Genomic DNA, 7,230 nt, shown 5'->3' with positions numbered 1-7,230 from the left:
GCACAGTCCTCCGCTTTTCGATCAGGTGAGACCCCACAGGCGAAGCCGAGGAGGCTCAGCGCCCGCCCCTAAGGTCCGCGAGCATCCTCACGTTCCAATCAACTCCTTGTTCAATAACAACAAAGTTTGCGAAAACAGCCTAAACAAAAAACCCGGCCATCAGAGGCCGGATTTTGTTTAGCTGTACATTGCTTTAACTTGTTTCTGAAGATCTCCATTTTCTAAATACTCATCATATGTTAACTGCTTATCGATAATACCCTTAGGTGTGATTTCGATGATGCGGTTAGCAATCGTTTGTATAAACTGATGATCGTGAGACGAGAAAATCATAGAACCTTTAAAATTAATTAATCCATTATTCAGGGCAGTGATGGACTCCAAATCTAAATGGTTAGTCGGCTCATCCAGCAGTAATACGTTAGAGCCGCTTAACATCATTTTTGAAAGCATGCAGCGAACCTTTTCTCCTCCTGATAGGACACTAGGTTTCTTTAATACTTCTTCCCCTGAAAACAGCATTCTGCCAAGGAAGCCGCGAAGGAAGCTTTCGCTTTGGTCAGCTGGAGAATATTGGCGAAGCCATTCAACAAGGGAAGGCTCATTGCCACCGAAGTATTCTGAGTTGTCTTTCGGGAAGTAGGCCTGCGACGTTGTGATACCCCATTTGTATGTGCCGCTGTCTGCCTCAAGTTCTCCTGCTAAAATCTTGAATAAAGTCGTTTTTGCAATTTCATCCGTACCCACTAAGGCAATTTTATCGCCTTTATTCATGATGAAGGAAACATTGTCCAGCACCTTGATGCCATCGATTGTTTTTGTCAGGCCTTCAACACGGAGAAGGTCATTTCCGATTTCCCTTTCCGGAGTAAAGTGAACATATGGATAACGGCGGGAAGAAGGTTTAATATCGTCCAATGAAATTTTATCCAATAGTTTTTTACGGGAAGTTGCCTGTTTTGATTTGGATGCATTCGCACTGAAACGGGCGATGAAGGCTTGAAGCTCCTTCACTTTCTCTTCTTTCTTTTTATTGGATTCCTGTGTCAGCTTAGAGGCAAGCTGGCTCGATTCATACCAGAAGTCATAGTTCCCAACATAAATTTGGATTTTTGAGAAATCCAGATCCGCAATATGGGTACATACCTTGTTTAAGAAGTGACGGTCATGGGATACAACGATAACCGTATTTTCAAAGTTGATCAAGAATTCTTCTAGCCACTGAATCGCTTTAATATCCAGGTGGTTGGTCGGCTCATCTAGAAGAAGAACATCCGGTTTGCCAAACAAAGCCTGTGCAAGGAGGATTTTCACTTTTTCTCCACCGGTAAGTTCAGCCATCTTCTTTGTATGAAGCTGTTCTTCGATTCCAAGTCCTTTTAGGAGAATGGCAGCTTCGGATTCAGCTTCCCATCCGTTCAATTCTGCAAACTCGCCTTCAAGCTCAGCAGCACGGATTCCATCTTCGTCTGTAAAATCAGCTTTCATATAGATTGCATCTTTTTCTTTCATAATTTCATAAAGTCTTTGATGCCCTCTGATAACAACGGAAAGAACCTCTTCCTCTTCAAATTCGAAATGATCCTGTTTTAAAACGGCAAGGCGTTCACCAGGTCCTAAGTGAACATCACCGGTCTGTGCTTCAATTTCACCTGAAAGAATTTTTAAGAAAGTGGATTTCCCAGCGCCATTTGCTCCAATCAATCCATAACAATTACCTGGTGTGAATTTTATATTAACGTCTTCGAACAGTTTACGGTCACCATATCGTAAACCAACATTGTTTACTGTAATCATGTATTTACATACCTCCAAAAAGACAATATCCCTAATTATAACATGTTTTCGGGAAAGATGATATGAACCCTTGAGATACTTCACCGGGAACTTATATCCATTCTTTTTCCGACAGGCAAAACTTTTCTAAAAAAAATGACCTAACACTAAACTAGGTTGAAAACCTGCAAAAATTCTTCGGATCAGAAGATGTTCACAATAGTTAAAATGATTGTTTCAGCAAATATAAATGGCATTATTACGGAATTACCCAAAAGATGTCCGCAGCAAGGAGGGATAATTCCCGCATTACCCATTGTTAGTATCATTTGGTTATATATACAGGGGAGCATAAGGAAACACTGAGTAAATTTGCACTCGTGTTGCAAGTTTTGTCTTTCATCGGGTGTATGAAGGACGTTTTCAGTTACTTATTTATTAATTTAGTCCTTCATCGGGTGTATGAAGGACATTTTCGGATACTTATCAATTAATTTAGTACTTCATCGGGTGTATGAAGGACGTTTTCAGTTACTTATCTATTAGTTTAGTCCTTCATCGAGTGTATGAAGGACGTTTTCAGTTACTTATCTATTAGTTTAGTCCTTCATCGGGTGTATGAAGGACGTTTTCAGTTACTTATCTATTAGTTTAGTCCTTCATCGAGTGTATGAGGGACGTTTTCGGTTACCTATCTACTGGTTTAGTCCTTCATCGAGTGAATGAAGGACGTTTTCGGTTACTTATATATTAATTTAGTCCTTCATTGAGTGTATGAGGGACGTTTTCGGTTACTTATCTACTGGTTTAGTCCTTCATCGAGTGAATGAAGGACGTTTTCGGTTACTTATATATTAATTTAGTCCTTCATTGAGTGTATGAAGGACATTTTCGGTTACTTATCTACTAGTTTAGTCCTTCATTGGGTGTATGAAGGACGTTTTCAGTTACTTATCTATTAGTTTAGTCCTTTATCGAGTGTATGAAGGACGTTTTCAGTTACTTATCTATTAGTTTAGTCCTTCATCGAGTGTATGAAGGATATTTTCGGTTACTTATCTATTAATTTAGTCCTTCATCGGGTGTATGAAGGACGTTTTCAGTTACTTATCTATTAGTTTAGTCCTTCATCTAGTGTATGAAGGACGTTTTCGGTTACTTATCTATTAGTTTAGTCCTTCATTGGGTGTATGAAGGACGTTTTCAGTTACTTATCTATTAGTTTAGTCCTTCATCGAGTGTATGAAGGACGTTTTCAGTTACTTATTTATTAATTTAGTCCTTCATCGGGTGTATGAAGGACGTTTTCGGTTTTTGCCAAGAACGGTACTGCCGATTAATCGGCGATCTGTACTCACTTTACTCACGAGATCACCCCTTATAGGATATTATCCTTTTTTTTCTTTCATTTATTTAATAATTTTAAAACCTTACCTCACCTATTTACGCTTAAAATTAACCTTTCTAGACAATCTACCCAGGCTTTCTTGAAAAAGACCTCTGAAACAAATGTTGAGGAATAAGCCCTTAACGAAAATTCTAAGTATGGACAATGATAGCAGTGGTATGAATCTCGGTATGAGAATACCGGCGGAAAGCGAGGAAGGGACGGCGGAATCTAATTTTTAACGGCGGAAATCAAAGAAGGGACGGCGGATTTTAATCTTTAACAGCGGAAACCGAGGAAGGGACGTACTTCCATGGGAATTGATCAGGTCAAAAGGATATACTGGTACAAAAAAAGCTAATCAACTTGTCACTGATTAGCTTTCGGTTTCTTCTTCTATCGATGATACGTGATCAAATAATTGAGATATGTAGCTCTTTAACTCAAAACCTTCTTCATTAGTAAATTCAGTTAGTGATACCTGATCATGTCTCATTTTATATTCCTCCTAAAGTTTGTTGTTAGTATTGTAATACCCCTCTATCAATCTTTTACTCATCCAATTTTTAGGATAGCATTTTTATTTGCACTTCATTAAAACGCTGTTCGTCAATGTCAGTGTTGGGTATCATTTTTTCACGATCAGTCTGATAGCATCCAATTTACCGAGTTCTTCCTTTATCCGTTTTCACTCAGGATACTGACGCTCTCCAATTTGACTCTAAGATGCTATTTTCCATATATATTTCCTAAAACACATTGCAAACACCTAAATTTTCTGATAATATAAATTTCCGCGATTTCACCGTTACACCGCTTACATTTGTGTTTTCTCCACCATAGCACGCGAGAAGAAGGGAGAAAATAAGTTATGGAACAGCATCCTGATTTTATTAAAGAGAGTCAGCGTCTTGATTTTACAAAAAGGTATATGGACGTAGTAATTGAAACGGCAGAGAGCAGCAAAGATCAATTTAAGAAAAACATGGAAAGAGTGTTCGGTGATGAAGACTGGCTGGAAACAGGCGGTTATGCCGAAATCTTAACAAATGCCAGCTTTTTTGAAATGTCAATGGCTGAACTCGAGAGCCTCCGGCGTGCTAAGGATAAGCCTTATTTTGCCAGAGTTGATTTCTCCAGGGAAGGGCAGGAAAAGAAGGAAGTCCTCTACTTTGGTAAAACTTCGCTCTATCAACGGGAAAATCAGGAGCAGATCATTGTTGATTGGCGCTCCCCTATAGCAAACCTTTATTATGAAGGAAGAGTAGGCGAAGTAAGCTATGAGGCAGAAGGAGAGGAATTCCAGGGGAATATCAGCCTCAAGAGGCAGTTGATGATCGAGGAAGGAATTCTCACGGATGTAAGAGATATTGACTTAACAACTACTGATGAACTTCTGCAAGACTCACTTTCCAAAAGCTCGAGTAATAGATTGACTGAGATTGTCGCCACGATCCAGGAAGAACAAAATCGGATTATAAGGGCAGATCTGAATAAGCCTATAATTGTCCAGGGTGCCGCAGGAAGCGGAAAAACCACTATTGCACTTCATAGAATCTCCTATTTTATCTATCATTACCGAGACCAGTTCGACCCTCGGCAAATGATGATCATTGCACCAAGCAGACTTTTCATTGACTACATATCTGAGGCTCTACCGGAACTCGGAGTTGAAAAAGTAAAACAGTTTACCTTTAGCGAATATGTACAGCAGGCAATCGGAAAAAAGCTAAAATTAAAAGAAGATAATAAACTGATCCGGCTGTTGGAACAGGGAAGTGAAGAGGCTGATGTGGAAGCATTCATTTCCGGGATCAAAGGTTCTGAAATATATAAGAATATCATGGATGCTTATCTTAAAGATGTGTACATGCGTTTTAATCCGAAAGAAGACTTCTATGTAGACAAGTACCGCTTATATTCTGCCAAGAAATTTAAGACATTGTTCAATAAAGAATATTGGTATCTGCCACTGTTCAGCCGCCTGGATAAGCTGAAGAACATTCTCCAAAACCAGGTCCGGGCCAATAAAAAGCTAATGGTTGAGGGGGTTGAAAAGTATTATGACGATCGATTGGATCGTGCCCTTTTTAGCCGTCTGGATCCCGAAAAACGCAAGGAATTAGTCACAAACGCACTGGATAAGAAACAGGAGCGGGTGGGGGAAGTTCAAACAGCCATTAAGGTATCGCTTCGTAATTATATGAAGCAATTTGAGAAGAAGCCTACCTTAAGATATTATCAGGAGCTTTTTGAGGATGAAGAGCAGTTCATGAAGTACGCTGACGGGAAGCTGCAAAAAAACGAGGCTCAGTTAATCTGCAGGTATAATCAAAGTCTTTTCAGCAAAAAAATGTATGAGCTTGAGGATCTCGGACCTATACTTTATCTCCATTCGAAGCTATACGGAGTAGATAAAGAAAATAGAGCAAAAAATATTGTAATTGATGAAGCGCAGGATTACAGTTTCATGCAGCTTCTCTCTTTAAAAACAGCAAGCGATACAGATATGTTTACACTCGTGGGAGACCTCGCACAGGGAATTCATTCATACAGAGGCTTAGATTCTTGGGAAACGATTCAAAAGAAGGTCTTTCCACGGGCTATATACTCTGAACTTCAAAAGAGCTACAGAACGACAGTTGAAATTATGAATGAGGCCAATAAACTTCTGGAATTCCTTCCGTACGAGTTTCCAAAGGTGGAGCCTGTGGTAAGACACGGTGAATCCCCTGAATTTACGGCTCTTCTTAAGGATGAGGATTATTGTGAACAGGTGCTCCTGAAGCTGGACGAATTAAAACAAGAAAACTTGAAAACTTTTGCAATCATCTGCAAGACCATGAAGGACAGTCAAAAACTTTATCAATTATTAAAAGATAATGAAAAGCATCCAGTTAAATTGCTTCAGGAACAAGAATCGATTCCGAAGGATCAGACCGTTATCCTGCCTTCCTACTTATCAAAAGGACTGGAGTTTGACGCTGTACTGGCGGTCTCATTAGAGGAAGCATACAGCAAGGATAATGAACTGGATATTAAGCTGCTATATGTAACAATGACCAGGCCTCTGCATAGGCTGTATTTTTTCGGGAAAAAAAGAGAAGACTTTTTAATAGGTTAAGCTGTTTTGCATACCTTCCTTTATTGACTTTTAAGTCACGGGAAGGTATCCTAAAACATATATTGAAAAATATAGAATTTTTAAAAAATAATAAATCATCAGTAAAAAGGGGTTTGTTTTATGTCGGGTTTCACTCTTAACTAATCCGTAATTTCATACGGTTGTATTCAAGCATTTTTTTAAGTTTCTTGAAAGCTTATTTAAGTATGCCCTTGAATACACAGTTAAGAATGATGATCATGGCGTATACCTTCGATACCAGAAGCTATTGTCTATTGACAATAGCTTTTTATGTCTTTATTCCGTAAATGCAGTATGAACAGCTTTTATGACGAATGAAGATTTTTTCGGAAGGACTAAGCTTCCTTTAGCTTATCACCGCAATGAACATTGTTTCATTGCGGTTTTTTTGTGTTTAGGCTCTTTTCTAAAAGATTGTTGTTTTTAAATAAGTTTTGTTACATCACCTATTGTTAAATCAGGTTGATTGGAGCGTAAGGTGCGAGACTCCTTGATCCAGCTACAAGCTGAGACCCTCGAGTCATAAGCCGATCCGTCCATGCGGAGAAAAGCACTCCCCACAGCCGGCTCGTCTTATGCTTGGCTGACGCATAAGTGCGACTAAGCTTCTGTCTTCACTGTCGTTCGCCAATCAGCAAGTCTTCTTTATCGGGTCTCTGCCTGCCAATTTGTTTAGAATTTTATATCTATTGGGATTTTCACTGAGCGTTTAATATTTATATGTTGGGCAGGGACCGCTTTCCGCTTTTCTGTGCGAGAGTAGCGGGCATTGTCCGGCTCCAGCGCCTAGACCCTCGAGTCATAAGCCAATCGGTCCATGGAAAGGAAAACCGCTTTCCACGGCCCACTTGTCTTATGGTTGGCTAACGCACGAAGCACAGGATGTGCGAGCCAGGCGTGGCCACAGGACGTGGCGTTCGAG

Annotated in this window: 2 protein-coding genes and 1 pseudogene; 2 read left to right on the top strand and 1 reads right to left on the bottom strand. The window is 39.7% G+C overall.

Going from position 1 to position 7,230, the window contains the following annotated elements; all coding sequences use genetic code 11:
- Positions 1–177: 177 nt before the first annotated feature.
- Entirely contained in the window at positions 178–1,797 is a 1,620-nt protein-coding gene (locus CUU66_RS23055; RefSeq protein WP_101645745.1) for an ABC-F family ATP-binding cassette domain-containing protein, read from the bottom strand.
- 189 nt (positions 1,798–1,986) lie between these two features.
- On the opposite strand from CUU66_RS23055, the pseudogene CUU66_RS25550 reads away from it, so the two are divergent.
- Positions 1,987–2,153: pseudogene (locus CUU66_RS25550) on the top strand (DUF3147 family protein); the annotation flags it as partial.
- A 1,881-nt stretch (positions 2,154–4,034) separates the two neighbouring features.
- Positions 4,035–6,287 (top strand): RNA polymerase recycling motor HelD, encoded by a 2,253-nt coding sequence (gene helD / locus CUU66_RS23050; protein WP_101645744.1) that lies wholly within the window; start codon positions 4,035–4,037, stop codon positions 6,285–6,287.
- Positions 6,288–7,230: the final 943 nt, after the last annotated feature.

Origin of the sequence: Peribacillus deserti (assembly GCF_002863585.1) — a bacterium.
In the GTDB taxonomy this organism is placed as follows: Bacteria; Bacillota; Bacilli; order Bacillales; family DSM-1321; genus Paraperibacillus; species Paraperibacillus deserti_A.
This window is presented reverse-complemented; position numbering and strand designations above follow the sequence as displayed.